The 25,866-nt window shown below is 70.6% G+C and carries 26 protein-coding genes; 14 read left to right on the top strand and 12 right to left on the bottom strand.

Going from position 1 to position 25,866, the window contains the following annotated elements; all coding sequences use genetic code 11:
- The 4 genes from F6A08_RS15175 to F6A08_RS15160 are packed head-to-tail and all read left to right on the top strand — an operon-like array spanning position 1 to position 4,748.
- Positions 1-1,101, top strand: a complete 1,101-nt coding sequence (locus F6A08_RS15175) for a DUF917 domain-containing protein (protein WP_017204582.1) — start codon at positions 1-3, stop codon at positions 1,099-1,101.
- The gene (locus F6A08_RS15170) at positions 1,098-2,201 is read left to right on the top strand and encodes a DUF917 domain-containing protein (RefSeq protein ID WP_151459896.1); all 1,104 of its coding nucleotides are present in this window, start codon (positions 1,098-1,100) and stop codon (positions 2,199-2,201) included. Before F6A08_RS15175 ends, F6A08_RS15170 begins: the two co-directional genes overlap by 4 nt.
- Positions 2,202-2,211: 10 nt before the next feature.
- Positions 2,212-3,240 carry an S-methyl thiohydantoin desulfurase domain-containing protein gene (locus tag F6A08_RS15165; protein WP_151459895.1) on the top strand — a complete coding sequence of 343 codons (1,029 nt, stop codon included), beginning with the start codon at positions 2,212-2,214 and terminating at the stop codon, positions 3,238-3,240.
- Complete coding sequence (locus F6A08_RS15160; RefSeq protein WP_151459894.1) at positions 3,237-4,748, top strand: helix-turn-helix domain-containing protein; 1,512 nt, start codon at positions 3,237-3,239, stop codon at positions 4,746-4,748. Before F6A08_RS15165 ends, F6A08_RS15160 begins: the two co-directional genes overlap by 4 nt.
- Positions 4,749-4,752: 4 nt before the next feature.
- On the opposite strand, the gene F6A08_RS15155 is transcribed toward F6A08_RS15160, so the two are convergent.
- From F6A08_RS15155 to F6A08_RS15140, 4 genes are all read right to left on the bottom strand, one after another.
- Positions 4,753-5,163 carry a VOC family protein gene (locus F6A08_RS15155; protein ID WP_017204586.1) on the bottom strand — a complete coding sequence of 137 codons (411 nt, stop codon included), beginning with the start codon at positions 5,161-5,163 and terminating at the stop codon, positions 4,753-4,755.
- A gap of 95 nt (positions 5,164-5,258) precedes the next feature.
- Positions 5,259-5,525, bottom strand: a complete 267-nt coding sequence (locus F6A08_RS15150) for a thioredoxin domain-containing protein (protein ID WP_151459893.1) — start codon at positions 5,523-5,525, stop codon at positions 5,259-5,261.
- An 89-nt stretch (positions 5,526-5,614) separates the two neighbouring features.
- Complete coding sequence (locus F6A08_RS15145; RefSeq protein ID WP_225855857.1) at positions 5,615-6,625, bottom strand: FUSC family protein; 1,011 nt, start codon at positions 6,623-6,625, stop codon at positions 5,615-5,617.
- 53 nt (positions 6,626-6,678) lie between these two features.
- The gene (locus F6A08_RS15140; RefSeq protein WP_151459892.1) at positions 6,679-7,419 is read right to left on the bottom strand and encodes an SDR family oxidoreductase; all 741 of its coding nucleotides are present in this window, start codon (positions 7,417-7,419) and stop codon (positions 6,679-6,681) included.
- Positions 7,420-7,525: 106 nt separating this feature from the next.
- Between F6A08_RS15140 and F6A08_RS15135 the strand changes: the two genes are divergently transcribed.
- Together F6A08_RS15135 and F6A08_RS15130 are read left to right on the top strand one after the other, a co-directional pair.
- The gene (locus F6A08_RS15135; RefSeq protein ID WP_192576789.1) at positions 7,526-8,875 is read left to right on the top strand and encodes a M20/M25/M40 family metallo-hydrolase; all 1,350 of its coding nucleotides are present in this window, start codon (positions 7,526-7,528) and stop codon (positions 8,873-8,875) included.
- 55 nt (positions 8,876-8,930) lie between these two features.
- A complete protein-coding gene (locus F6A08_RS15130; RefSeq protein WP_151459890.1) occupies positions 8,931-10,391 on the top strand; it encodes an MFS transporter in 1,461 nt (486 codons plus the stop codon).
- A gap of 3 nt (positions 10,392-10,394) precedes the next feature.
- Here F6A08_RS15130 and F6A08_RS15125 read toward each other — a convergent pair whose 3' ends face one another.
- The 5 genes from F6A08_RS15125 to F6A08_RS15105 all read right to left on the bottom strand — a co-directional run bounded on the left by F6A08_RS15125 (position 10,395) and on the right by F6A08_RS15105 (position 14,345).
- On the bottom strand, positions 10,395-11,198 hold the full coding sequence (locus tag F6A08_RS15125; RefSeq protein WP_151459889.1) for an acyl-CoA thioester hydrolase/BAAT C-terminal domain-containing protein: 804 nt from the start codon (positions 11,196-11,198) through the stop codon (positions 10,395-10,397).
- Between the two features lie 20 nt (positions 11,199-11,218).
- Complete coding sequence (locus F6A08_RS15120; RefSeq protein WP_040568871.1) at positions 11,219-11,542, bottom strand: hypothetical protein; 324 nt, start codon at positions 11,540-11,542, stop codon at positions 11,219-11,221.
- A gap of 156 nt (positions 11,543-11,698) precedes the next feature.
- Positions 11,699-12,868 (bottom strand): RtcB family protein, encoded by a 1,170-nt coding sequence (locus F6A08_RS15115; RefSeq protein ID WP_124894881.1) that lies wholly within the window; start codon positions 12,866-12,868, stop codon positions 11,699-11,701.
- A 273-nt stretch (positions 12,869-13,141) separates the two neighbouring features.
- Complete coding sequence (locus tag F6A08_RS15110; RefSeq protein WP_151459888.1) at positions 13,142-13,546, bottom strand: VOC family protein; 405 nt, start codon at positions 13,544-13,546, stop codon at positions 13,142-13,144.
- A 31-nt stretch (positions 13,547-13,577) separates the two neighbouring features.
- A complete protein-coding gene (locus tag F6A08_RS15105; RefSeq protein ID WP_151459887.1) occupies positions 13,578-14,345 on the bottom strand; it encodes a siderophore-interacting protein in 768 nt (255 codons plus the stop codon).
- Positions 14,346-14,447: 102 nt separating this feature from the next.
- Between F6A08_RS15105 and F6A08_RS15100 the strand changes: the two genes are divergently transcribed.
- Genes F6A08_RS15100 through F6A08_RS15085 form a run of 4 tightly spaced genes read left to right on the top strand, consistent with a single transcriptional unit; the run spans position 14,448 to position 18,267 of the window.
- Positions 14,448-15,443, top strand: coding sequence for a siderophore ABC transporter substrate-binding protein (locus tag F6A08_RS15100; RefSeq protein ID WP_124894883.1), 996 nt, complete (start codon positions 14,448-14,450; stop codon positions 15,441-15,443).
- 49 nt (positions 15,444-15,492) lie between these two features.
- Positions 15,493-16,479, top strand: a complete 987-nt coding sequence (locus F6A08_RS15095) for an ABC transporter permease (protein ID WP_151459886.1) — start codon at positions 15,493-15,495, stop codon at positions 16,477-16,479.
- A complete protein-coding gene (locus F6A08_RS15090; RefSeq protein ID WP_225855856.1) occupies positions 16,472-17,515 on the top strand; it encodes an iron chelate uptake ABC transporter family permease subunit in 1,044 nt (347 codons plus the stop codon). Before F6A08_RS15095 ends, F6A08_RS15090 begins: the two co-directional genes overlap by 8 nt.
- Positions 17,512-18,267 (top strand): iron ABC transporter ATP-binding protein, encoded by a 756-nt coding sequence (locus F6A08_RS15085; protein ID WP_151459885.1) that lies wholly within the window; start codon positions 17,512-17,514, stop codon positions 18,265-18,267. Before F6A08_RS15090 ends, F6A08_RS15085 begins: the two co-directional genes overlap by 4 nt.
- A 62-nt stretch (positions 18,268-18,329) precedes the next feature.
- Here the strand turns inward: F6A08_RS15085 and F6A08_RS15080 are convergent, their stop codons facing one another.
- From F6A08_RS15080 to F6A08_RS15070, 3 genes are read right to left on the bottom strand one after another with little or no spacing between them, the layout of a single operon-like run.
- Positions 18,330-18,527 (bottom strand): hypothetical protein, encoded by a 198-nt coding sequence (locus tag F6A08_RS15080; protein WP_017204601.1) that lies wholly within the window; start codon positions 18,525-18,527, stop codon positions 18,330-18,332.
- 22 nt (positions 18,528-18,549) lie between these two features.
- The gene (locus F6A08_RS15075) at positions 18,550-19,509 is read right to left on the bottom strand and encodes a DNA-3-methyladenine glycosylase family protein (protein WP_151459884.1); all 960 of its coding nucleotides are present in this window, start codon (positions 19,507-19,509) and stop codon (positions 18,550-18,552) included.
- A gap of 50 nt (positions 19,510-19,559) precedes the next feature.
- Positions 19,560-20,258: a winged helix-turn-helix domain-containing protein gene (locus F6A08_RS15070; RefSeq protein ID WP_151459883.1), complete on the bottom strand. Its 699-nt coding sequence runs from the start codon at positions 20,256-20,258 to the stop codon at positions 19,560-19,562.
- 333 nt (positions 20,259-20,591) lie between these two features.
- Between F6A08_RS15070 and F6A08_RS15065 the strand changes: the two genes are divergently transcribed.
- The 4 genes from F6A08_RS15065 to F6A08_RS15050 all read left to right on the top strand — a co-directional run bounded on the left by F6A08_RS15065 (position 20,592) and on the right by F6A08_RS15050 (position 25,855).
- Positions 20,592-20,900, top strand: a complete 309-nt coding sequence (locus tag F6A08_RS15065) for a GNAT family N-acetyltransferase (RefSeq protein ID WP_017204604.1) — start codon at positions 20,592-20,594, stop codon at positions 20,898-20,900.
- A 51-nt stretch (positions 20,901-20,951) separates the two neighbouring features.
- A complete protein-coding gene (locus tag F6A08_RS15060) occupies positions 20,952-21,434 on the top strand; it encodes a DIP1984 family protein (protein WP_017204605.1) in 483 nt (160 codons plus the stop codon).
- A 254-nt stretch (positions 21,435-21,688) separates the two neighbouring features.
- Positions 21,689-22,858: an exonuclease SbcCD subunit D gene (locus tag F6A08_RS15055; protein WP_151459882.1), complete on the top strand. Its 1,170-nt coding sequence runs from the start codon at positions 21,689-21,691 to the stop codon at positions 22,856-22,858.
- Positions 22,859-25,855 carry an AAA family ATPase gene (locus F6A08_RS15050; protein ID WP_151459881.1) on the top strand — a complete coding sequence of 999 codons (2,997 nt, stop codon included), beginning with the start codon at positions 22,859-22,861 and terminating at the stop codon, positions 25,853-25,855.
- The last annotated feature ends 11 nt before the right edge of the window (positions 25,856-25,866 follow it).

Here is a 25,866-nt window from a genome sequence, read left to right as displayed (position 1 = left end):
ATGAGCTGGACGATCACTCCCGCGCACATCGACGGACTCGCCCGCGGCGCCGCCGTCCTCGGCACCGGCGGAGGAGGCGACCCGTACATCGGCGCTCTCCTCGCCCGTCAGGCCCTGTCCGCCGGCGACGTCACGGTCGTGGGCCTCGACGAGGTGCCCGACGACGCCCTCGTGCTGTTCGTGGCCATGATGGGCGCGCCCACCGTCATGGTCGAGAAGCTCCCGAGCCTCGCCGAGGTCATCGAGCCGGTCAAGGCGCTCGGCATCCACCTCGGTCGTCCGGTGACGCACATCGCGTGCGCCGAGGTCGGCGGAGTCAACTCGACCATCCCGATCGCGGCGGCCGCCGCTCTCGGTCTTCCGCTCGTCGACGCGGACGGCATGGGGCGCGCGTTCCCCGAGCTGCAGATGGTGCTGCCGACGCTGTACGGCGTGACTGCCTCACCCCTCGCGTTCAGCGATGAGAAGGGCAACACCGGCGTGCTGCAGACGGCGGACAACTCCTGGACGGAGCGCATCGCCCGCGTCGCCTGCGTCGAGATGGGCTGCTCCGTGATGATCTCGGGCTTCTCGATGTCCGGTGCCGCTGCTCGGGAGTCGCTCGTCGCGGGGTCGCTGTCGCGCTGCATCGAGATCGGACAGCGGATCGCGGTCGCCCGTGAGGAGAAGACCGACCCGGTCGCCGCCGTCGTGGAGCTGCTGGGCGGCCGCGAGCTGTTCGGCGGCAAGGTCGCGGACGTGAACCGCGCGACGACGACCGGCTTCGCCCGCGGGCGTGCGCGGATCGACGGCGACGGCGGGGCCTCGCTGACGCTGCAGTTCCAGAACGAGCACCTCGTCGCGGAAGCCGACGGCCAGGTGCTCGCGACGACGCCCGACCTCATCATGGTGCTCGACGGCGAGTCCGGTGAGCCCGTCACGACGGAGGGTCTGCGCTACGGGCAGCGGGTCCGCGTGATCGCGGCCCCGGCCGACGAGCGGTGGCACTCGGACGCGGCCCTCGCGATGGTGGGTCCCGGCTACTTCGGCTACGACATCCCGGCACACCGGTTCGACGGCACGGTCTCGGCAGGGGCCGCCGCGGCAGGAGCGGCGGCATGAGCTGGCAGCTGACAGCCGCGGATCTGCCCGACCTCGCCCGGGGTGCGACCCTCCTCGGCACTGGCGGCGGAGGCGATCCCTACATCGGCAAGATGCTCGTCGAACGCGTGCTGGGCGAGGGGAGCATCACGATCCTCGATCCGGACGACCTCGCCGACGATCTCTTCGTGATCCCGACCGCGCAGATGGGGGCGCCGACCGTCATGGTCGAGAAGATCCCCGCCGGCACGGAGCCCACCCTCGCCCTGCGCACGCTCGAGGACCACCTCGGGCGGAAGGCCGATGCCACCATGCCGATCGAGTGCGGCGGGATCAACTCGATGATCCCGCTCATCGTCGCCGCGGAGACCGGACTGCCGGTCGTCGACGCGGACGGCATGGGACGCGCCTTCCCCGAGCTGTCGATGGAGACCTTCGCGGTGTACGGCGTGCACGGCTCCCCGCTGGCGCTCGCCGGTGAGCGGGGCGAGAAGGTCGTGATCGACACCGGCGACGACGACCGGCAGATGGAGTGGCTGGCCCGCGGCATCACGATCCGCCTCGGCGGTGTGGGCCACATCGCCGAGTACGCGATGAGCGGAGCGGACGTGCGCCGCACCGCCGTGCCCCGCACGATCTCGATGGCGCTGGCGCTCGGCCGTGCCATCCGGCTCGCCCGCGAGGAGCACCGTTCTCCGTTCGAGGCGATCGCCGAGACGCTGTCCACGACGCTCTACCCGCATCTGCGCGAGCTCTGCGTCGGCAAGGTCGTCGACGTGGAACGCCGCACCACGGACGGCTTCGCGAAAGGGCGGGCCGTCATCGCTCCGCTGGGCGCCGAAGACGGCGACGTGTTCGAGATCTCCTTCCAGAACGAGAACCTCGTCGCGCGTCGCTCCGGCGCACTCGTGGCGATCGTGCCGGACCTGATCTGCGTCGTCGACCACGAGACGGCCGAGCCGATCACGACCGAGGGGCTGCGGTACGGCCAGCGGGTGCGCGTGCTGGGCATCTCGACGCCGGACATGATGCGCAGCCCGGGGGCGCTCGCGGCGTTCGGTCCGTCGGCCTTCGGTCTCACGGAGCAGTTCGTCCCCGTGGAAGAGCTGGCCGCGCCCTAGGCTGGTTCTCATGCAGCTGGCGCGCGACGACCTCGGTGCCCTCGCCCGCGGGTACGCGCTCCTCGGATCGGGCGGCGGCGGATCGACCACGATGCTCGAGCTCATGCTCGGCTCGTCCGACGGCTGGCCGATCGACGTCGCGGAGGCGTCGTCCCTCGACCCCGCGACGCCATGCCTCGGGGTCGCGTTCGTCGGCTCCACGATGCTCTTGAGCGAGCGGATGCCCGGTGCGGCGCCGTTCTCGTCACTGCTTGCAGCCGTCGAGCGATGGCTCGGACACCCGGTGCCCGCGGTCTGCTCCCTGGAGGGCGGCGGGATGAACGGGCTCGCCCCGCTCACCCTGGCGGGTTCCCACACGGTGGTCGACGCGGATTGCACCGGTCGGGCGGTTCCCGGTCTCGATCAGATGTCCCTGTTCGTCGATCGCGTGCCCGGACTCGTGTTCGCGTGCGAGACGGGGGCCGACGGCGTGGCGCTCGTGGAGGCGACCCGTGCGATCGATGCCGAGCGTGTCGTCCGCTCCGCCATCATCCAGGCGGGAGGGGTGGGGTGCGCCGTCCTCGCCGGCTTCACGGTCGGCGACCTGCACGAGCACGCGATCGAGGGTCACCTGGCCCGCGCGCTGGGGCTCGGCCGCTCGTTCCTGGCCGCGGCGACGGCGCCGCTCCCCGTCCTCGCCGAGGAGCTCGGCGGACAGGTCCTCGCCGAGGGCCGGATCGCCTCGATCGCGACCTCCCCGGCTGATCCTCATGTCAACGCGGTGGAGATCTCGGGACACGGTGGCGCGATCCACCGCGTCATCACGCGGTCCGAGACCCTCGCGGTGCTCAGCGACGGGGTGCTCGTGGCCTCCGCGCCGACCATCATCGTCATCCTGGACGCCGTGTCCCGGGAGATCCTCGAGGTCACCGACCTCGGACTCGCGCGCCATGTCGCGGTCCTGGGCCTGCCCGCTCCGGACTGGTGGAACGCCCGACCGGACCGACGCGCCCGGGTCGTCCCCTCCGCCTACGGGCTCGCCGACCTGGATGCCGCATGAGCGAGACACTGTCCCTGAGCGCCCTCCTCGCCCAGGGCGAGAACGGGGGGCTGCGCCACGTCGGCGGTCCCGCGATCGGGTGGGACGCGGTCTCGGTGGAGGCGGCGGAGGAGGACCTGCCCGCCGACGGCGACGGCCGGCTCGCCATCCTCACCGGTACAGCGCCCGCGACGACCTGGCAGCAGGATGCGATGCTCCGGCGCGTCAGGGACCGCGGCTACACCGGACTCGCGCTCCCCGGAGCGGCCGGGATCGACGCGGGATCGCTGCGTCTCGCCGACCGGATCGGGCTGTGCCTCCTCGACGTCGACCGTCCGGTCCAGTTGGCCAGAGCCTGTTGGATGCTCATCGAGGCCCGTGATGCGCTGACGCTCAATCAGGTGCGCAAGATCGCGCAGTCCTTCGAGTATGCCGCCGACGATCTCGGTGATCTTCTCGGGCATCTCGCTGCGAATCTGGGCCTCGGGGTCGCGCTGATCGACGCCGCCGGAGTGCTCCGTGAGGCGGGAGCGCACCTGGACGCCGATCTGCACGCCGCGATCCGGTTCGACTCCTGGATCGACGGGGCCCGGGCCGGGGAGTCCGCGGCGGCTTCCGTCCGCGTCGACAGTCCCGGACGCACCGGACTGCGGCTCGTGCTCTTCGGGCGGGGACTCGGTGAATCGCAGCTGCAGTCGCTCTCGGTCGCCGCGGAGGTCGCGATGCCGGCGGTGGCTGCGCGCATCCTGATCGACGAGATCGCCGCGGTCAACGACGTCGCCGCCTCATCCGGTCTGCTGAGGGACTTCGTCGATCTCCGCGGTGCGGTCGACGCCGACGTCGAGCGGCGCATGGCGGAGCGCGGCTGGCGCACCGGAGGTCACCACATCGGCTTCCGGATGGTGGCGCGCGGGCGGGTGGACCCGTTCTCCCTGCTCCGTTCGATCACCGCCGGTCTGAGCGCGATCGACGCCGAAGCGCACGCGACGACGGCGGGGCGCGGAATCAGCGGCTGGCTCTCCTTCCCGGAGGCGCCGGGTCCCGATCGCGTCGAGCGGTCGGTCGCCGCGCTTCGCGAACTGCACCTCAGCGCGTTGCGGGATTTCGCGGTCGCCACGGGTGTCGGCTCGCTGCAGGGCGGACCGGAGGGGTTGGCCGGGACGCTCGACGAGGCGGGCGATGCCGCTCGGATCGCCGCTGCGAGGTCGGCCACCGGATGGTTCGTGCGGGTGGACAGCCTCGGGCTCGAGCAGCTTCTGCTCGCCTGGACGGGCAACGACACGTTCGTCCCAGCGGCCCAGTCGCTGCTCGCTCCGCTCCGGGAGGGCGGAGGTGAGCTGCTCACGACGCTCTCGTCCTACCTCGACCACGAGTCGGGGATCGCCGCGACCGCCGCAGCGCTCGGGTTGCATCGGAACACCGTCGCCGTGCGCATCCGCCGTGTCCAGGAGCTGCTCGGCATCGACATGAGCGACCCCGAGGCGCGGCTGGCGCTTCACCTCGCCTGCCGGGCTGTGCTGCCCGGCTGAGCTCTCACTCGGGGTCGCCGTGCAGCATCCAGGCGATGCCGAAGCGGTCGACGAGCATCCCGAAGGTGCCTCCCCAGGGCGGGGTGTCCAACGGCATGGTGATCGTGGCGCCTTCGGACAGCCGATCCCAGACCTCCTGCGTCCGCTCCTGGGTGTTCCCGCTCAGGGACACCGAGATCCCCTGCGGCTTCTCGTAGGTCATCCCGTCCGGGGTGTCGGATGCCATCAGGACGAGGCCGTCCGGAGTGTTCAGCTGAGCGTGCATGACCAGCTCGCGCTGGCTGGGATCCTGCACCATGTCCGGGAAGTCCCCGAACACGCTGATGTCCAGATCGCCGCCGAGCACGCTCTGGTAGAACTCCATCGCCTGGCGGGCTTCCGTGCGGAACGAGAGATACGGGTTGAGAGCGGGCATGAGGACCTCCAAATCGAGCGGAACGTGTCGCGGCCGGCACCGTCGACGCTCAGTCTGCGCCGGGTTCCGCCGCCTCGCAAGAGGGCTCGAGATCGTCAGTCGGGCAGGGCCTGCAGCGCTGCCGTGAGCACCTGCGGAACCGTGGGCACGCCCTCGGCGCGGAACACCTCGGCGCCGGCGTCGTCGCGGATGATCACGGTGGGGGTGAAACGGATGTCGAGCTGCTCCGCGAGGTCAGGCTCCCGTGCGACGTCGATCTCCGAGACCGACGCACCGGGGAGGTAGCGTGCGGCGTCACCCAGCACCGCCCTCGTGCGCGCGCAGGCGCCGCAGAACGAGGAGGACACCAGCGTCAACTCCATGTGCTCCCCTCTCGGCTCGGCTCGGCGCGTGCTCTGCGGGATGCAACCGCGCGACGGAGCGTGCTGTTCCCGGAACGGTCGATCCGGGCTCAGGTCGACGGGGCAACGGCACGCGGGTGCAGCAGACCCGAGGCCGCTCCGAGGGCGGCGCCGACGAGAGTGTCGACGATCCGCTCCCCGGCGACGTCCATCGAGCCGATGTCTCCGGTCGCGGCTCCCGTGAGCAGCAGCACGAGCGGGGTGATGAACACGAGAGCGAGTGCGTAATGGCGCACCACGACGAGCTCGATCGTGAACTGCAGCGCGCCCAGCAGCAGCGCGAGCCAGAGCCCGGCCGGATGCAGCAGCGCCAGAAGTGCGTACAGGCCGGCACCCAAGACGGTTCCGAGCATGCGGTGCAGTCCGCGCTCGAACGCGGCGCGACGCGCGGCGGCGACGCCGACGACCGCGACGGCGGAGCCCACGATCCAGTATGTGCGCGTGGGATCGATCACGAGACCGAGCAGCACACCGAGCACCGCCACGACCGCGACCCGCAGCACCAGCACCCGCGATCCCGGGGAGAGAGCGGGGCCGGGCAGCAGATCCCGAAGCGGTCGCGGCGTCACCGCCCGCGAGCGGGGCAGCAGGAGGGGAGTGAGCGCGAGCAGGTACGAGAACACGCACCCCGCGGCGAGGGCCGCGACGTACGTGAGCGGGGCGATGGCGGAGGAGTCGACGACGTGCGCGGACAGGCCGAACACGAGGACGAAGAACAGCGGGCCGGGCGGGCCCAATCGGAAGCCGAATGCGATCGCCGCGGACGCGACGGCGACGAGCACGACTCCGATGCCCACGAGCACCGCGTTCCCCGCGACCAGAACGCCGAGCGCGGCGCTGACCACGAGCCCGGCGGCGATCAGCGGCAGGGCGCGAGCGCGGTCGACCACCGCCGCCGAGCCGAGGAACAGCACCGTGAACGCGCCGCTGGCCGCGATGTAGCCGAGCGCGGGCTCGCCGGCGAGGGTCATCACGGCGATCGGGACGCTGATGCCGAGTGCGGCCTGCAGCGCGAGGGGCCACCTGCGGCCGCGCGACGGGGCGAAGGCGAAGAGGCTCACCCCTCCATTCTCGTCCCCCCGGGAAGCCTCGGCCGTCGACGGGACGCGGCGACTCACCGCGCGGCGAGCCACTCCGCGAAGGTCTGCCGTCCGAGATCGGCGTCCGCGCCGGGGAGTGCCTTCCCCGCTCGCATGCCCGACATCTGGGGGCCCGGCACGTTCAGGGCCGGGATCCAGCCCCGGTATCCGGTGCGACGGGCGAAGGCGCGCACCATGTCGGCGAGCTGCTCCTCGCGCGGCCCGGCGAGGTCGCGCACCCGCCCCTGCGCGCCGCCGGCGGCGAGTTCGGCCAAGCGCCTCCCGACCTCGTCGGCGGCGACGGGCTGCGTGCGTGCGCGCGGAGCGACATGCAGGGGACCGACCTTCGCGCGCGCGAACATCTGCTCCGCGAACTCGTGGAACTGTGTGGCCCGCAGTATCGTCCACGGCATCGCCGACGCCTGCACGAGCTTCTCCTGGGCGATCTTGCCCGCGTAGTAGTCGTAGGGGATCCGATCGATGCCCACGATCGACAGCACCACGATGTGCCCGACGCCGGCGTCCGCCGCCGTGGCGAGGAGATTGCCCGTCGCGGCAGTGAAGAACTCGATGGCGGTGCTCGCCTTCAGCGTCTCGATGCTCGCGACGTCGATCACCGCGTCCGCGCCGTCCAGAGCTCCCGCCAGACCGCGGCCCGTCACGAGGTCGACGCCGTGCGAGCGGCTGAGCACGACCGGATCGTGACCACCTGCGCGTACGGCCTCGACGGTGCGGCGTCCGACGACACCGGTTCCTCCTGCGACAGCGATCCTCATGGGCGTGCTCCTTCGTCCCGACACATCTTCCTCCTTCCGCGCCGGCCGCGACGCGGCGACGCGGCGGATCGACCCGCTCTCCTGCAGACCCTCGGCCCTCGCTACGATGACGACTGTGACCCCCACGACCGTGCGCCCCGGCATCGCCGAGCGTCTCTCGCAGATGATCAGGATCCCGACGGTCTCCGCGGAGCTCGAGCAGCGCGGCCCCGGTCCGTTCGAGGAGTTCGTCGCGTTGATCGCCGAGCTCTATCCCCTCGTCCACGAGAAGCTGACCCTCGAGCGCCACACCGACTTCGGCTTGCTCTTCCGCTGGGCGGGCGCCCGAGGAGCCGACGGCGGGCCAGTGGTGCTGATGGCCCATTACGACGTCGTCCCGGTCGATGAGAGCGACGCCTGGAGCCATCCGCCGTTCGCGGGAGTGATCGCGGACGGCTCCGTGTACGGCCGCGGCGCCCTGGACGACAAGGGGCCGCTGATCGTCGTGCTCGAGGCGGTCGAGAACCTCCTGGCCGACGGATTCGTCCCGAGCCGCGACGTGTACCTGTCTTTCGGGGGCAACGAGGAGACCTACGGGAAGGCCGCCGAGGAGATCGCCCACGTGCTGCGCGACCGCGGCATCGTGCCATGGCTCGTCGTCGACGAAGGCGGCGCCGTCGTGGACGCGCCCCTCCCGTTCGTGCCGGGCCGCGCCGCGATGATCGGCGTCGGGGAGAAAGGGGTGCTGACGGTGCGGCTCTCCGCGCGCGGCGAGGGAGGTCACGCCTCCGCCCCGCCCTCGCTCACCGCGGTCCGTCGCATCGCCAGAGCCGTCGACCGCCTCGGCCCCGGGACCTTCCGTCCCCGTGCGTCGCGCGCGATCCTGCGGATGCTGTCGCAGCTCGCGGCACAGACGCCCGGCCCCGCCCGGCATCTGCTGCGCCTGCTCGGATCCGCGCCGCCGCTGACCGCGCGGGTGTTCGCCGCGCTGGGCGGGGAACCGGCGGCACTCGTGCGCACGACCGTCGCGCCGACGATGCAGGCGGGAGGAACCGCGGCGAACGTGCTGCCTTCTCAGGCCTCGGCCACGATCAATCTGCGCATCGCACTGGGAGAGACGACGCAGCAGGCCGTGTACCGTCTGCGGCGACGGATCCGAGACCCCCTCGTGCAGGTCGAGGTCGTCGAGGCGAGTGAGCCGTCGCCCGAGTCCTCGACCGACAACGCGCAGTTCGCCCTGCTCGCCGCGGCCCTGGAGGTCTCTCATCCGGGCGTCCCCGCCGTGCCGTACATCATGATGGCGGCCACGGACTCCCGGCACTTCCATCGCTTCGCACCGGCCGTCTACCGGTTCGCTCCGCTGGACATGTCCAACGCCCAGCGCGCGTCCATCCACGGTGTCGACGAGAGCGTCGAGATCGCGGCCCTGGAGCGCGGGGAGCGGTTCCATCGCGCACTCCTCGAACGGCTAGGGTGATCTCACCCGCCTCCCGCCGTGCGCCGGAGGATCCGAACGAGAAGCAGGAGACGCGATGACGCGCACCCGAACACTGGGCACCCTCGCCGTCGTCGTCGGCTTCCTGGCCTTCGTGGAGTTCACCAGCGGCGTGCTCCAGGGCTACTACACGCCGATGCTGAGCGACATCGCCCGGCATCTCGGCATCCACGACGCGGACGTGAACTGGCTCGAGGGCGCGCAGCTGATGCTGTCGGCGCTCGTCGTTCCGGCATTCGCGAAGCTCGGGGACATGGTCGGCCACAAGCGGATGCTGCTCATCTCGACGGCCGTCACCGCCGCGGCCGCCCTGGTCCTGCCGTTCACCGATTCGTTCGGGGTGTTCCTCGCGGCGTGGGCGCTCATGGGCTTCTACGTCGTCTGGCTCCCGCTCGAGATCGCGCTCATCTGGTCGCGGTCGCGCCGCCTGGACGGACGCTCGTCGATCACGGCGAAGGCGGCAGGACTCCTGGTCGCGGCGCTCGAGGCAGGCGCCATCATCGGCGCCCTCGTGGGCGGCGCCCTCATCGACGTGCTGCCGCTGACCGTCGTCCTCCTGGTTCCGGCCGTGCTCATCGTCGTGTGCTTCTTCGTCATCCTGTTCGGTGTCACGGAGTCGCCCGAGCCCACGGGAGGAGTCTTCGACACCGTCGGCCTGGTGCTGATCTCGCTCGCTCTCCTCTGCTTCACCGGCGGCCTCAGCCTGCTCCGCCTCGAAGGCGGTCTGACCAACCCGTTCTCCTGGGCCGTGGTCGCCCTCGGCATCGTGCTCGTGATCCCGTTCGTGCGCTGGGAGCTGCGCTGCCAGGACCCCCTGATCGACGTGCGCATGTTCCGCTCGCCGGCGCTGGGCCCCGTGTTCCTGACCGCCGGTCTCTTCGGGGTCAGCGTGCTCGGCGCGCAGGCCCCGCTGTCGACCTTCGCACGCACCGATCCGACCGTGTACGGGTACGGTCTCGGCACGAGCGGTTTCGCGACCTCCCTGATCATCGGCGTCTACCTCGTCGCGATGATCGTCGGGGCGCTGCTGTTCCCCGTGGTCGCCCGGAAGCTGTCGCCGCGCCGGACCCTGATGGGGGCATCGGTGCTCGTGGGCGTCGGCTTCCTGCTGTTCCTGCCGTTCCACGACGCCTACGGGCAGGTCATCGCGAACATGGTCGTGGTCGGGCTCGGCTCTGGCGCGCTCGTGGCAGCGCTTCCGGCAGCGGCCGCTTCTGCGGCGCCCGCGACGCAGACGGGGGTGGCCACGGGTCTCACCAACTCGGTGAAGACCGTGGGCGGTGCGATCGCGTCCTGCGTGTTCGGCATCGCCCTGCTGCACGGGGTCACGAGCGCGGCCGGCGGCGCGGACGGAACGGCCGGTTCCCTGGCCGGGTACTTCACCGTGTGGATCGTCTGCGGTGCGACCGCGCTCGCGGCAGCCGTGATCCTCGTCTTCGTTCCGAAGACCGCCTTCACCGATCGGACGGTGGAGGCCGAGATCGCTCCCGTGGTCTGAGCCTCAGTCGTGCAGCCGCAGGGCCTGGGCGATCTCCGGCCAGGCGAGCGCGCCGAGCTCGGCATCGGCGGACTCGGTGCCGCCCCGTGCCATCCGGACGCCGCCGGTCGGCGCGGACTCGCCCGGCAGCACCACGCGGTGCCCCGCCGAAGGGTGTGTGACCACCGTCGTCTCTCGGCCGTGCTCCCGCCGGCGTCGCGCGATGGCTGCGGCGAATCCGTCGCTGGGCCACACCCGGTCGTCGCCGCCCGCGACCAGGACCAGCCGGCCGGGTATCCGCTCCACCGCGATCGTCGCGGACGCCGTGCGCTCGGCGTCCAGCTCGAGGCTGGTCTCGTACAGCGATCGGTACTCGGGCGGCTCGGTCGACGGAGTCCAGTCCGCATCGAACCGCACGGCGGGAAGCGGGGCGCCGCGGTGCGTCCAGTGCGAGGACCATCCCGCTCCGTCGTTCCCCGACCAGATGACCGAGGACGGCGCGATCGCCACCGTGATGTCGACGGGGAACAGTGAGGCGGTGACGAGGGCCGCCTCCGCGCCGAAGGAGGTACCGAGGACCGCGATCCGGTCGTGGTCCTTCCGCAGCAGTTCCAGCTGAGCCGCGAACAGCTCGATCGGGACCTCGTGCGGTGCGGGACGTTGGTCCACCCCGCCGAACCAGCGGATGGCGCGGGCCCTGGCGCCATGGCGCGCGAACAGCTCCGCCCGCCCGTTTTCGACGCGTCCGCTCGAGCCGGCGAGGATCAGAACAGCGGTGCCGCAGGGGCGCTCCGGATACGCGTCGTGGAGGTCGGGGGAGGAGACCATCGGGCGGTGATCCGGGCGCATCAGTCGCGGTCGAGCCCGAAGGTGCGCTTCACGATGGCCTGCACGTCGCGGTCGAGGCCGTCGATCCGGGTGTTCACGGTATCGAAGCGCGCGTTCATCTCGTTGCGGAGGCCGGTGAGCTGTCCGTTCACTTCGTTGCGGAGGCCGGTGATCTGCCCGTTCATCTCGGTGCGGAGGCCGGTGATCTGTCCGTTCATCTCGGTGCGGAGGCCGCCGATCTCGCTGCGGAGTACACGGATGAAGAGGGTCGAGACGAGCGTGAGGGTGCCGAACATCAGCGCGACGAACGATCCGATCATCGTCCAGATCTGCGCATCGTTCATGAATCCCACTCCCTCATCGTCGCATCGATTCCGCAAGCCTGCCAGAGCGCGCGGAGCGAAGATATTGGCTGTCCGGGGAGTGTGGACGACCGGTCGAACCCGGCCGTTGGGGAGGAGGAGACCGGACGACGGAAGCGCTCCGCCGCCCGGTCCTGCTCAATCCCCCTTCACGTTCACGAGCTGCCGCAGCGTGTGCCGGATCGACACCAGGCTCGCGGCGTCAGCCATCACCCGGTCGATCGGCTTGTACGCCTGCGGGATCTCGTCGAGGAAGGCGTCGGTGTCGCGGAACTCGATGCCGGCCATCGCCTCCCGCAGCTGGTCGTGGGTGAACGCCTTGCGCGCGGCTGACCGCGAGTACTCCCGTCCGGCCCCGTGCGGCGAGGAGTTCAGCGACTGCGGGTCGCCGCGTCCTTCGACCACGTACGAGGCGGTGCCCATCGACCCCGGGATGAGTCCAGGCCGACCGGCATCCGCCTGGATCGCGCCCTTCCGGGATACCCAGACCCGCTTGCCGTAGTGCAGCTCGGACTCCGTGAAGTTGTGGTGGCAGTTGATGCGCTCCTGCTCGTCCACGGGGCTTCCGAGGAACTCCGACACCTGACGGATGACCCGGTCCATCATCTCCTCGCGGTTCAGCAGCGCGAAGTGCTGGGCCCACCGCAGCTCACGGATGTATCGCGTGAACTCCGGGGTGCCTTCGACGAGGTAGGCCAGGTCGGGGTCGGGGAGGTCGATCCACCACTGCTTCGCCAGCCGCTGGGCCACCGCGATGTGGTGCGTCGCGATCTTGTTGCCGACACCTCGCGACCCGGAGTGCAGGAACAGCCAGACCCGGTCGAGCTCATCCACCGACACCTCGATGAAGTGGTTGCCGGATCCGAGCGTGCCCAGCTGCAGGCGCCAGTTCCCGGCGTACTGCGCGGGGTCGAAGCCGTTCTTCTCCGCCAGCTGCTCGAGCTCGGCGATGCGCGGCTCGGCGGTTGCCACGACCTTGCGGTTGTACCGGCCGGCCGACAGCGGGATGGCGCGCTCGATCTGCTCCCTGAGCTTGGCGAGCTCGCGGCCGTCGAGGTCGTTCCTCGTGAACTGCGTGCGGACGGCGATCATGCCGCAGCCGATGTCGACGCCGACGGCGGCGGGGATGATCGCGCCGAGCGTCGGGATGACCGAGCCGACCGTCGCCCCCTTGCCGAGGTGCGCATCCGGCATCAGCGCCAGGTGCGGGTGGATGAACGGCATGCGGGCCGTGGTGTGCGCCTGAGCGAGTGTCTTCTCGTCGATCAGTGACGCCCACGACAGCAGCCGTGCGGAGAGCCTCTCCATGATTCCTTTCCTTGTGGTGGTGTTCAGCCACAGGTCAGGGGAGTCTCCAACGGAAACGCCCCGGACCTGACGGTACGGGGCGTTGCGAGAGCGGATGCTGTCACACGGCGCGTGCCGGAGGGTACGACTCGTAGCGGTCATTGCGCTTCTGCTGAAGCGGCAACACCGCTGCGATGGGGAGGTTCCGCAGGGCGGTCATCCGTCGACTCCTCGGCTGGCATGCTGCACCGGTCGGCACAGCCTTGCCACCCTAGGACGCGACACGCCCGGGCGTCAAGCGCTCTCGCGCGGAGGGTTGTACATGAACTCGATACGGATGCCGTCGGCGTCCTCCACGAATGAGGCGTAGTAGCGGTCGCTGTACCGCGGATACTCCTTGGGTTCGCGCACGGCTGTCCAGCCGGCGTCGAGGGCGAGCGCGTGCAGCCGGTCGACCTCGGCGCGCGACGGCACCCCGAAGGCCATGTGCTGCCAGCCGACGCGGCCGTGCCGGTGCGGGCCGGATTCCTCGTCCCACGTGTAGAGGATGATCTCGGTCTCCTCGCCGTGGTGCCAGGAGATCGAGTGGTCGTCCTCTCCGCCGCTCTGATAGCCGAGAGCGGTCAGCACGGGGTGGAACTGCGCGCGGCCGCGTTCCAGGTCGTCGACGGTGATGCCCAGATGGTCGAGAAGTGCCATGCGCCCAGTCTGTCAGCGTCGGCGCGCGTTGTCAGTGCGGCGCGTGGTACTCGGCCTCGCCGCGCTTCCAGTACCCCTTCACGACGGCGTTCGCGGTGTCGACGGCCCATCGCTGCACGAGCGCTCGGCCCGGCTTGACGATCGACTGCTCGGCAGCGATGAAGACGAACGGGTCGTCGCCCGGGACGTCGCCGGGGGTCAGGGCCTCGAGGAAGGCGCTCAGTGCCGAGCCGGCGGCCGCCTGGCCGCGGTGCAGCCACTCGATCGTGACGGGCGCCTCGATCTCGACCTGGTGTGCCGCGTCGACGGTCTCGATCACGATCCGCGCCGGCGTGCCCTTCGGGATCAGCGTGGCGAAGCGACGGATCGCGGGGATGGCGGTCTCGTCGCCGACGAGCAGCCACGACCCGGGCTGTCCTTCGAGCACCGCGGAGCCACGGGGGCCGCCGACTCCGATGGTCGAGCCGATCGGGGCGTTCGCCGCCCAGGGAGCCGCGACACCCTGGTCGCCGTGCACCGCGAACTCGACGTCGAGCCAGTCCTCGCCCCACGCCAAGGGCGTGTACTCCCGGCTGGGCGAGGCGCGCAGCTCCTCGACGGAACCGACGGGACCCGCCGGGAAGAACAGCCGCATGTGGTCGTCGGATCCGAGGGACTCGAACCCGGCCAGGTCGCTGCCGGTGAGGCGCACGCGCACGAAGTCCGGAGCGAGCCATTCCCTGGCGCTCAGCGTGACGTTGCGGAAGCGCAGCTCGAGGCCGCGACGCTCGATCGAGAAACCGGATTTCGTATCGCTCATGAAGTAAGGCTAACCTAATTGAGCCGAGGTCAGGTGATCCTAACCTCGGCCATACCGGCGCCCCTCGTGTGCGCGACGATCCCGCAGAACAGGAGTCTCTCCATGTCCGTGCCCAGAACCCTCACCGCCACGAGCGTCGCGCTCGTCGGACTCCTCGCCCTCGCCGGCTGCGCATCCGGCAGCACGGCGGAACCGGAGGAAACCGAGTCCTCGGCCGACTCCGTCACGATCGAGGACAACACCGGCACGCACGAGATCCCGACTCCTCCGAGTTCCGTCGTCGCCCTCGACAACCGCACGTTCCAGACGCTCTCGGACTGGGGCGTCGAGCTCTCCGCCGCGGCCGTCGCGCTCATGCCGGAGACGGTGGCGTATGCGAAGGACGACGAGATCGTCGACATCGGTCTGCACACGGAGCCGAACCTCGAGGCGGTCGTCGCCGTCGAGCCCGATCTCATCATCAGCGGTCAGCGCTTCACGCAGCACAACGCCGCCATCGCCGACCTCGTGCCCGAGGCCACGATCATCGACCTCGACCCCCGCGACGGCGAGCCGTTCGACGCGGAGCTCAAGCGACAGGTCACCGTCCTGGGAGAGATCTTCGGCAAGCAGGACGAGGCGCAGAAGCTGGTCGACGACTTCGACGCCGCCGTCGAGCGCGCCAAGGCCGCCTACGACGACGCGGACACCGTCATGGCCGTGAACACGTCCGGCGGGGAGATCGGCTACCTCGCCCCGACCGTCGGCCGCTCGCTCGGCCCGATCTACGACATCCTCGGCCTCACTCCCGCGCTCGAGGTCGACGACGCGAGCGACGACCACCAGGGCGACGAGATCTCCGTCGAGGCCATCGCGTCCTCGAATCCCGACTGGATCCTCGTGCTCGATCGCGACGCCGTGTTCGCCGCTGAGACCCCGGATTACGTGCAGGCGGCGGAGATCCTCGAGAGCTCCGAGGCTCTGGCGGGCGTCACCGCGGTGAAGGAGAAGCAGATCGTGTACATGCCCACCGACACCTACCTGAACGAAGGCATCCAGACCTACACGACGTTCCTGAACGACTTCGCCGACGCTCTCGAGCAGAGCGCGAAGAACTGAGGTTCCGCGGCGGCATCCGGGGCGCCCCGGATGCCGCCGCCCCGTCATCATGACCACGACCCACCTGGCCTCGCCGCCCCGCTCCGCCGGGCGGCTCTTCGACGTCAAGCTGCTCATCGGTGTGCTCGTCGTCGCCGTCCTCCTCGTCATCTCGCTCTTCACCGGCGTCTACGACATCGCCGGCGCGGACGACGGCGCCCAGATGTTCCAGATCACGCGGGTTCCGCGCACGATCGCACTGGTGCTGGCCGGGGCCTCGATGGCGATGGCGGGCCTCGTGATGCAGCTGCTCACCCAGAACCGCTTCGTCGAGCCGACCACGACCGGCACGACGGAGTGGGCCGGTCTCGGCCTGCTCGCCGTCATGATCCTCGTGCCGCAGCCGTCCCTTCCGCTGCGCATGGCCGGAGCCGTGCTCGCGGCCTTCATCGGCACGATGGTGTTCTTCGCCTTCCTCCGCCGCGTCGCGCTCAAGTCCTCGCTCATCGTCCCGATCGTGGGCATCATGCTCGGCGCCGTGGTCGGTGCGGTCTCGACGTACCTGGCGCTCGCCACGAACTCGCTGCAGATCATCGGCGTCTGGTTCGCGGGCAGCTTCACCTCGGTGATGCGCGGACAGTACGAGATGCTCTGGATCGTCGCGATCATCGGCGTGATCGTGTTCATCGTCGCGGACCGGCTGACGATCGCCGGGCTCGGCGAGGAGATCGCCACGAACGTCGGCGTGAACTACAACCGCATCATCCTGCTCGGCACCGTCCTGATCGCGGTCACCACCGGTGTCGTCACCGTCGTCGTCGGCAACCTGCCCTTCCTGGGGCTGATCGTGCCGAATATCGTCTCGATGGTGCGCGGCGACGACCTCCGCAGCAATCTGCCCTGGGTGTGCCTGCTCGGGATCGCTATCGTCACGGTCTGCGACATCATCGGGCGCACGATCATCATGCCCTTCGAGGTCCCCGTGTCGCTGATCCTCGGCGTCGTCGGCGCCGTCGTGTTCGTCCTCCTCCTGCTCAGGCAGCGTCAACGTGGCTAGCGGGGTGCTCACGAAGGCGACCCTGGGCGATCGCGTGCGCTCGGCCGGTTCGTTCACGACTCCGCGTGCCCGCCGGCGCTACCTGATCGTGCTCGGCATCCTGACCATGCTGGCCCTCGGTTCCGGCTTCGGACTCCTCGCGTGGGGCAACCCGATGCCGGCCGGCACCCCCGGATTCTGGCGCATCGCGCAGCACCGGGCGACCGACGTCACGGTCATGGCCCTCGTCGCGGTCGCTCAGGCCATCGCCACGGTGAGCTTCCAGACGGTCACGAACAACCGCATCATCACTCCCTCGATCATGGGGTTCGAGTCGCTCTACCGCGTCGTGCAGACATCGACCGTGTACCTGTTCGGCGTGGCAGGACTCGTGGCGATCCAAGGCGTCGGACAGTTCGCGATCCAGGTCGCCATCATGGTGGGGCTCGCCGTGGCGCTCTACGGCTGGCTGCTGTCCGGACGCTACGGCAACCTGCAGATCATGCTGCTGGTGGGGATCGTGATCGGCGGCGGACTGGGAGCCGTCGCGACGTTCATGCAGCGCCTGCTCACCCCCAGCGAGTTCGACGTGCTCGCGGCGCGGCTGTTCGGCAACGTGTCCAACGCCGATCCGTCGTACCTGCCCCTGGCGGTCCCGCTCGTCGTCGGCGCCGCGGCATTGCTGTGGCTCCGCTCCCGGCGGCTCAACCTCATGGCGCTCGGCCCCGACGCCGCCCGCTCGCTCGGGCTGGATCACCGACGGGAGCTGTTCATCGTGCTGTTCCTGGTCGCCGTGCTGATGGCGACGTCGACCGCGCTGGTCGGGCCGATGACGTTCCTCGGATTCCTCGTCGCGACGCTGGCGTACCAGTTCGCCGACACGCACGATCACCGGCTGATCTTCCCCGTGGCGGTGCTGACCGCATTCACGATCCTCGCCGGCGCCTACTTCCTCATGAAGAACGTGTTCTACGCGCAGGGCATGGTGTCGATTCTGATCGAGCTGGTCGGCGGCACCGTCTTCCTCATCGTCATCCTCAGAAAGGGCAGGCTGTGATCGCTCTCGACGGCGTCCGCCGTGACTACAGCAGCGAGGTCGGGATCGGCCCCGTCGACCTCCAGATCCCCGCCGGCGGGATCACCGCGCTCATCGGTCCCAACGGCGCCGGCAAGTCGACGCTCCTGACGATGATCGGACGCCTCAACGGCATGGATGCCGGGGCGATCGAGATCGCCGGTCTGGACGTGGCCTCCACCAAGTCGAAGGATCTGGCGAAGGTCGTCTCGATCCTCCGCCAGGAGAACCACTTCGTCACCCGGCTGACCGTGCGCCAGCTGGTCGGGTTCGGACGTTTTCCGCATTCGAAGGGACGCCTGAACAGGGCCGACGAGGAGATCATCAGCAGCGCGATCGACTTCCTCGATCTGGGCGCTCTGGAAGGCCGGTACCTCGACGAGCTGTCCGGCGGTCAGCGGCAGCGGGCGTACGTCGCGATGGTCCTCGCGCAGGACACCGAGTTCGTGCTGCTCGACGAGCCGCTGAACAATCTCGACATGCGGCACGCCGTGCAGATGATGAAGCACCTGCGGCGCGCGGCGGAGGAACTCGGACGCACGATCGTCATCGTCCTGCACGACATCAACTTCGCGGGTCACTACGCCGACCACATCTGCGCCATGAAGGACGGCGCTGTCGTGGAGTTCGGAGCCCCGGAGGCGATCATGACCGACGACGTGCTCACGCGGGTGTTCGACACCCCCGTGCGCGTGGTCGACGGTCCATCGGGCCCGCTCGCCGTCTACTACTGATGCCGGCGGTCCCGGGTCTGCGGCAGCCCTTCGACAGGCTCAGGGACCCAGAGGCGACAGGCTCAGAGCTCGACGCCGTGATCCTCGTCGTTGACGCCGGCGTTGTGGCCGCGGCGGGACTCGTAGCCGAGGAACCATCCGAACCACACGATCGCGGCGAGGAGCACGCCGAGCCACACGTTCTGGAAGATGAGCCCGATCACGACGCCGACGACGAGCAGGCCGACGGTGACGGAGATGCGCAGCGCGGTACGGGACATGGCCCCAGCATAGGCGGCGGCGTCAGCGGTCGCGATGGTCCTCCGGGGCGAGCCGGGGACCGCGGCGCGGCTCCTGCACGCCGCTGGCGAAGATGAGGCGGACGACCCGCTGCCGGTGACCTGCCCACGGGGCCAGGAGCTCGATCATCCCCGCGTCGTCGGTGCGCTTGCCCGTCAGGGCGTAGCCGACTTCGTGCGCCAGGTGGTAATCGCCGACGCTCACCGCATCCGGGTCGCCGAGGGCGCGGATGCGGGTCTCGGCCGATGTCCAGACGCCCACGCCGGGCAGGCTCGTGAGCACCCGGTCGCGATCGACGCCGTCCGCCGCCGCATGGACGGCACGGGCGATGCGGTCGCCGCGCTCCGCGGCACGAACGATCGTCCGCGACTGCGGCGGCTCGACGCCGGCGCGGTGCCAGGCCCAGGACGGGATGCGGAACCACTGCTCCGGTGACGGCGCGGCGAACAGGGGGCGAGGGGTCGGACCGGGCGCGCGCTCTCCGTATCGGGACACGAGCCAGCGCCAGGCGCCGAAGGCCTGCATGCCCGTGACTTTCTGCTCGATGATCGCGCACGCGAGGGCGTCGAACACCTCGCCGCCGCGAGTGAGGCGGAGGCCGGGGTTGCGGCGCGCTGAATCGGCGATGAGCGGATGGCGGGACGCATCGAAGCCCTCGTCGTCATCGCGGGCGCCGCACAGATCGGGCACGCGGTCGAGGGCCAGTTCCGCTCCGCGCCCCCAGGCCGTGGCCCTGACCTCCGCTCCCGTCATGCGGAGGGCGAGCGTGGCGGGGCCGAGCTCCGTGCGCATCGTGCGCCAGATGACGGGACCGTCGATGACCATGGTCGGGTCGGTTCCGCCGCGGCGGAGCATCCCGACCGTGCGCCGGAGGTCGAGGGGATGGGGAGGCCGGTAGACCGTCTCGCGCGGTGCCCCCGCGGCCGCAGCGTCGGCCGATGCGGGGTCTGCGGTGAGGGTCATGCGCCCACCCTACGCGCCGTCCCTGACACCGCCTCCGAGGCTGCGGAGGGTCAGAAGCGGTCGGGCGAGGGCGTGCCGTGGCCGTAGCGGATGACGACGTCGGCGTGCCGGTCGAACCGGTAGCCGATACCGCGCACCGTGCGCACGATGTCCTCGTAGCGACCGAGCTTCGCGCGGAGGCGGCGAACGTGCACGTCGATGGTCCGCTCTCCGGGGGTCTCGTCGTCCTGCGCCTGCCAGAGGGCGGAGACGAGCTCGCTGCGCTCGATCGTCCGGCCCTCGCGGAGCACGAGGTACTGCAGGAGCTCGAACTCCTTGTATGTGAACGCCGCGGACTCGCCGTCGATCAGCACGCGCTTGCGGGAGATGTCGACGGTGACGCCGCTCTCCTCGTCGACCGTGTCCTCCTCGGCAGCCGCCTTCGTGCGGGCGATCGCGCCCGGCTCCTGCAGCGCCAGTCGGACGACGTCGAGGTCACGTCCGCCGGAGCCGTGCGGGGCGAGGGCGACCGTGGCGTGCGTCTCCGCGCCGGGCGCGAGTTCGGCGAGCGTGCGACGCAGGGCGTCGACAAGGAGGGGGAGGCTGACGCCGGCCTCGGCGGCCTTGATCTCGTCCAGGCCGACGTAGAGGGCGAAGCCGCGGGGCGAGCGCACGGCCGGGAGGTCTGCTGCTGCGGAGGGCAGGGGAGCGGCGGCGGTCTGGGTGCGGACGGCGGCGGCGGGACGCTCGAGAAGTGCGGTGTTCGACATGATGATGAAGTCCTCAGGACGTGAGCCCGGATCGAGAGGGGCTCTGATGCGTTGCGTGAATGACCGGCGGAGCCGGGAAGCGAGCAGAGGGTGGATGCTCGGTGACGCCGACCTCGCAGATCGCGAGTGGTCAGGTCAGGCGGGGTGGCTGTTCGTTCAGCGACACATTCGGCAACACATGCCAACGCGACCGGGCATCATCATCCCGGCAGTCCCGTTCGCCTCCTGGGCGGACAAAGGGCGTGCGTTGGTGGTCATGGGGGGATTATGTCCGATCATGACCGCCCATGTCAAAACGACCGCGTGAGCCCCGGCGGGCGTAACGTGGGGGAGATGACGATCTCGCACACTGTCGGAGGCTTCCTCCTGACCGATGAGAAGGACGCGTCGCGGTACACGCTCATGCGCGACGGAAAGCTCGTGAGCGTCCTCGACTACCGGGACGACGGGCACACGATCGCTCTGACGCGGGCCTTCACCGTCCCGACTTTCCGGGGCAACGGCTACGCCGGGAAGGTCGTGGAGGGCGCGGTGGCCGACATCATCGAGCGCGGCGACCGCAAGGTCGACGCCGTGTGCTGGTACGTCGCGGACTGGTTCTCGGCGCACCCAGAGCATGCCGGACTGCTGCGGCGTCGGTGACATCGCCCGTATGACGCACTGTTACGCCGCGCTCGCTGCGAGGATGGGCTCATGAGACTCGCCGAGGCCCTGACCGCGCGCGCCGACCTGCAGCGTCGCATCGAGCAGCTGCGCGCTCGGATCGTCGCGAACGCCCGCTTCCAGGAGGGCGAGGAGCCGGCCGAGGACGCCGCCGCGCTGATCCGGGAGGCGGAGGATTCGCTCACCGAGCTGCGCGACCTCATCCGGCGGATCAACGCCACGAACGCCCGTCTCGACCTCGGGGCGGACGGCACCATGACCGACGCGCTGGCGACGCGCGACGTGCTGCGCCTGCGGCACTCCGTGCTGACCGACGCTGCTGCCGCGGCGTCGGGTGCGAACGACCAGTTCCTGCGCCAGATGCGCTCCGAGCTGCGGCAGGTCTCGGCGCTCCCCGTCGCACGGCTGCGGGCTCAGGCCGACGCTGTCGCACAAGAGCTGCGCGAGCTGGACAACCGGATCCAGCAGGCGAACTGGTCGAACGACCTGGAGGAGGAGAGCGGGAGTCGGTAGTCGCGACGGAGCGGGCACAACCCCTGCCGGAGGGGCAATTCCGGCCCTGTCGGGCGGAGGGCAGCCCGGATCCCGCATCGCGCAGCCCCGCACGCCGCACAGGTGACCGCGCACAGCGCACTTCGCATCACCGCGTGCCGATCGTCGCGACGAGGGAGGGTCAGGGGACCTTCCGCTCTTCTCCTCCCTGGCCGTGGCATGCTTCCGCGGCACGCCTCGGACGGAATGTCCGAGGTCCTTCGTACCGTGTGAACATGCGCATCCTGCACACCTCGGACTGGCACATCGGCCGGACGTTCCATGGCAACTCGACCATGGACGCCCTCGCCGAGGTCCTCTGGGCGCTCACGGAGCAGGTCCGTCGCCATGACGTCGATGTCGTGATCGTCGCCGGTGACGTGTTCGACTCGGCGACTCCGGCGGCTGCTGCGTACACGCTGCTCGGCGACGCCCTCGTCTCGCTGCACGACACCGGAGCGCGCGTCATCGTCACGAGCGGGAACCACGACTCTGCGGCCCGTCTCGGGTTCCAGTCGCGGCTGCTGCGCGACGGCATCCATGTGCTGACGGATCCGCTGGCGATCGGTCAGCCGGTCACGGTCGACGACGCGCATGGCCCCGTGCACTTCTTCGGCATCCCGTACCTCGAGCCCGCGATCGTGCGCCAGCATTGGCCTGAGGGAGACAGCGCGGGGCGTCAGCTCCGCACGCAGGCGCAGACCATGGCCCATGCGATGGAACTGGTCCGACTCGGCATGCGCGAGCACGAAGGCCGCTCGGTGGCGATCGCGCACTGCTTCACCGCGGGCGTCGACGCGACGGTGGGACTCGAGCGCGAGGTGCGGCAGGGCGGACTCGACGTGGTTCCGGTGAGCGTGTTCGACGGCCCCGATTACGTTGCCCTCGGTCACATCCACGGTCGCCAGGAGCTCAGCGACCGCGTGCGTTACGCGGGTGCTCCGCTGCACTACAGCTTCGGCGAGCAGCACAAGCCGCGCGGATCGTGGCTGGTCGACCTCGATGCCGACGGCCTCGCCTCCGTCGAGTGGATCGAACTCCCCGTGCCGCGCCGGCTCGTCACCCTCACGGGTGCTCTCGACGAGATCCTCGCTCCCGCGATGGTCGCCGAGCACGCGGACGACTGGGTGTGTGCGATCTACACCGACGCCGTGCCGCAGACCGAGCCGATGCGACGACTGCGCGAGAGCTTCCCGTTCTGCGCGATGGTGCAGCATCAGCCGGCTGTCACGACGGAAGCAGGCGAGCGTTCCTACGCGCAGCGTCTCCGGACCGCCGTGACGGACGCCGACCGCATCGAAGCCTTCCTCGAGCACGTGCGGGCGGGGAACGGGGCGACCGACACCGAGGCCGCGCTGATCCGCTCCGTGCTCGACGAGCGCGTGCGGGCGGAGGCGCTCGTCTAGATGCGCCTGCATCGCCTGGAGATCGAGGGCTTCGGACCGTTCCGGTCTCGCCAGACCGTGGACTTCGACGCGTTCGCCGACGACGGGATCTTCCTCATCGCCGGCCGCACCGGCGCAGGCAAGTCGAGCATCCTCGACGCGGTCTGCTTCGGGCTCTACGGCGGGGTCCCGCGCTACGACGGGGGAGAGAAGCGCCTGCGCAGCGATCACTGCGAGCCGGACGACATCTCCGAGGTCGTGGTCGAGTTCAGCACGCCGGCGGGCCGGTTCCGCGTGACGAGGTCTCCGGAGTATCTGCGTCCGGCGAAGCGCGGGGGAGGCATGACGAAGCAGGCTCCTGCCGTCGCTCTGGACGAATGGACCGAGACGGGCTGGGTGGGGCGCGCGGCCAGGGCCGTCGACGTCGGCAACGAGCTCGACGAGATCCTGCAGCTGAGCCGAGAGCAGTTCCTTCAGGTGATCCTGCTGGCCCAGAACCGCTTCTCGGAGTTCCTCCTGGCGGGGAGCCGCGATCGTCAGGTGCTGCTGCGCCGGCTGTTCGGCACTCAGCGGTTCGAAGACGTGCAGGCCCGCTTCGACGAGCGACGGCGCGCTGCGGAGCAGATGCTCGGCGCGCGGCTGGCGACCGTGGCCGCTCGGGTCGAGGAGGCCGAGCGCCTCGTCACCGCCGTCGAACTGTGGGGCGAAGGGACGGAGGACGAGTCGACCGGAGAAGAGAAGAACGCGACGCGCGTCTTCACCACGGACGAGCGCCTCGACGCCCTTCGGCGGGCCCAGGCCCGTGCCGACTACCGCGCAGAGCGTCGAGCATCCGAGCAGGCCGAGGCGGAGCAGCGCTCCGCCGCCGCCGACGCCGCACTCGCAAAGACCCGCGAGGAGCGGCAGGCCCAGAAGGAACGCGACCGCGCACGGGTCGCTCTCGAGCAGCTGGATTCGGAGGAGCCGCAGATCGCCGAGGCGCGGGCCGAGCTCGCCGCTGCTCGCGCAGCGGAGGCGCTGCGGCCGGCCATCGCCGCGGCGGAGCGCGCCGCCGTGCTGCACGCGAAAGCGGTCGAAGACGAACGGACCGCGCGTGCCGTGTGGGACGCGTTCGGGATGTCCGTCGACGGCGACCTGGAGGAATGGGCCGCTGCCCGCACGCGGGAGAGCGGCGCGTGGGAGCGCGCCCGCGACCTGGAAGAGCAGGAGCCCGCCCTCGCGACTGCGGTGGCGGCAGCGGCGACCACTGTCGAGGAAGCGGCGGAGCGCGTCGCGGCCGGCGAGCGCGAACGCGCCTCGCTGCCGGAGGCCACGGCGGCGCTGACGGCGGAACGCGACGAGGCTCGGCGTATCGCCGACCGAGGCGATGATCTCCGGGCAGCGGTGGACACGGCCCGGTCGCGCCGCGCGGCCGCCCGAGAGGCCGACCGTCTCCGGCAGGCGCTGGCCGTCGCGGATGCCGAGGTCGCCGAGGCCTCGGCCTCCCATGCCAGGGCGCAGACCGTTCTCGCACAGCTCCGTCAGCGGCGCGCGGACGGCATGGCGGGCGAGCTGGCATCACGCCTTGCGCCGGACACGGCATGCCCGGTGTGCGGTTCGCAGGAGCATCCGGCGCCGGCGTCGCACGCCGATCCGGTCTCGGGCGAGGACATCGAGGAGGCCGAGGCTGCTCGCGACGCGGCGGCGCAGCAGGAGCGGGAGCTCGTCGCCGCGTCCGCTGCGCTGCACGCCGAGCTCGCCGCCGCGACAGCGCGGTCCGAGGAGCGATCCGTCGAGCAGGCCGAGGCCGAGCTCGCTGACGCGGAGGAGGCGCAGGCACGCAGCCTCGCCGCCGCTGAAGAGGCCAAGGATCTCGAAGCGCGTCTGGCCGCGCTCGTCGTCCGCGCCGGAGAGATCGAGGCGGAGCGGGCGGAGGCGGCCGCCGCGCTGGCCGCGGCGCGCGAAGCCCACGCGCTGCTCCTCCAGCGCGCCGCAGATGCACAGACGCTGATCTCCGAGGCTCGCGGGGATTTCCCCTCCGTCGGGGCCCGGCTGGAGGATGCGGCGGCGAAGATCGCGGCTGCTCATGCCGTGGTCGAGGCGGTCGCCGAGACGGCGAGACGGACGCTCGCGCTCGCGGAGGCCGAGAGCGAGCGGGACGCGGCGCTGGCCGACACCGCCTTCCCCGTCGTCGCCGCGGTCGAGGAATCCCTCCGGTCGCCGGCCGCGCAGGAAGCCCTCGATGCGCGCATCACGCACCATGCGGTGCAGCGCGAGAAGGAGCGCGCGATCCTGTTCGACCTGGAACTGCGGACGCTGCCGGAGGAGCCGATCGACGTGGCCCCCGCGGAGCTGGCCGCCGCCGAGGCGCGCGCGAGCTGGAAGCACGCGGTCGACGAGGCGGTGCGCTCCGCGGGTGACGCGGAGCGACTCGCCGACCTGATCCGATCCGCGGCTGCCGAGCATGCGCGCACGGCGGATGACGCCGCCGAGTTCGAGACCCTGCAGGGGCTTGCCGACACGATCGCCGGTCGGGGTGCGAACACGCGCAAGATGACGCTCGAGACGTTCGTCCTCGCAGCGGAGCTCGAGGAGATCGTGGAAGCGGCCAATCGTCGGCTCCACGACATGTCGTCGGGGCGATACCAGCTGGAGCACTCGGACGCCCTCGCCGCGCGCGGCGCGACATCCGGTCTCGGCATCGTGGTCTTCGACGCTTTCACGGGGCAGACCCGACCGCCGCAGTCGCTGTCGGGAGGCGAGACGTTCCTGACCTCCCTCGCCCTGGCCCTCGGCCTCGCCGAGGTGGTGACGGCCCGTGCCGGCGGCATCCGTCTCGACACGCTCTTCATCGACGAGGGGTTCGGGTCCCTCGACGGCGACACGCTCGACGTCGCCATGCGCACCCTCGACGAGCTGCGCCAGGGCGGCCGCACGGTGGGCGTGATCAGTCACGTCGAGGCCATGCAGGAGCAGATCCCGGCTCAGCTCACCGTGCGGGCGCTGCCGAACGGGCCGAGCCTGATCGAGACCCGCTGACGCGGTCGTTG

The sequence above is a fragment of the Microbacterium algeriense genome (genome assembly GCF_008868005.1).
Lineage (GTDB): Bacteria > Actinomycetota > Actinomycetes > Actinomycetales > Microbacteriaceae > Microbacterium > Microbacterium algeriense.
The sequence above is the reverse complement of the archived record's forward strand: the minus strand, read 5'-3'. Positions and strand labels throughout refer to the sequence as shown.